General features: G+C 51.4%; 1 rRNA gene. It reads right to left on the bottom strand.

Annotated features, from left to right (window positions below):
- Positions 1-500: ribosomal RNA gene (locus tag ACEO2X_RS14135) — 23S ribosomal RNA — on the bottom strand; the annotation flags it as partial.

A 500-nucleotide genomic window follows, 5' to 3' on the forward strand; every position in this document is an offset into this window, starting at 1 on the left:
ATCCGCAGCTTCGGCACATAGTTTTAGCCCCGTTACATCTTCCGCGCAGGCCGACTCGACTAGTGAGCTATTACGCTTTCTTTAAAGGGTGGCTGCTTCTAAGCCAACCTCCTAGCTGTCTATGCCTTCCCACATCGTTTCCCACTTAACTATGATTTTGGGGCCTTAGCTGGCGGTCTGGATTGTTTTCCTCTTGACTACGGACGTTAGCACCCGCAGTCTGTCTCCCGGATAGTACTCATTGGTATTCGGAGTTTGCATCGGTTTGGTAAGTCGGGATGACCCCCTAGCCGAAACAGTGCTCTACCCCCAATGGTATTCGTCCGAGGCGCTACCTAAATAGCTTTCGGGGAGAACCAGCTATCACCGAGTTTGATTAGCCTTTCACCCCTATCCACAAGTCATCCCCTGGCTTTTCAACGACAGTGGGTTCGGTCCTCCAGTTAGTGTTACCCAACCTTCAACCTGCTCATGGATAGATCACCCGGTTTCGGGTCTAT

This window comes from Acinetobacter sp. AL9, assembly GCF_041464035.1.
Classification (GTDB): Bacteria; Pseudomonadota; Gammaproteobacteria; order Pseudomonadales; family Moraxellaceae; genus Acinetobacter; species Acinetobacter towneri.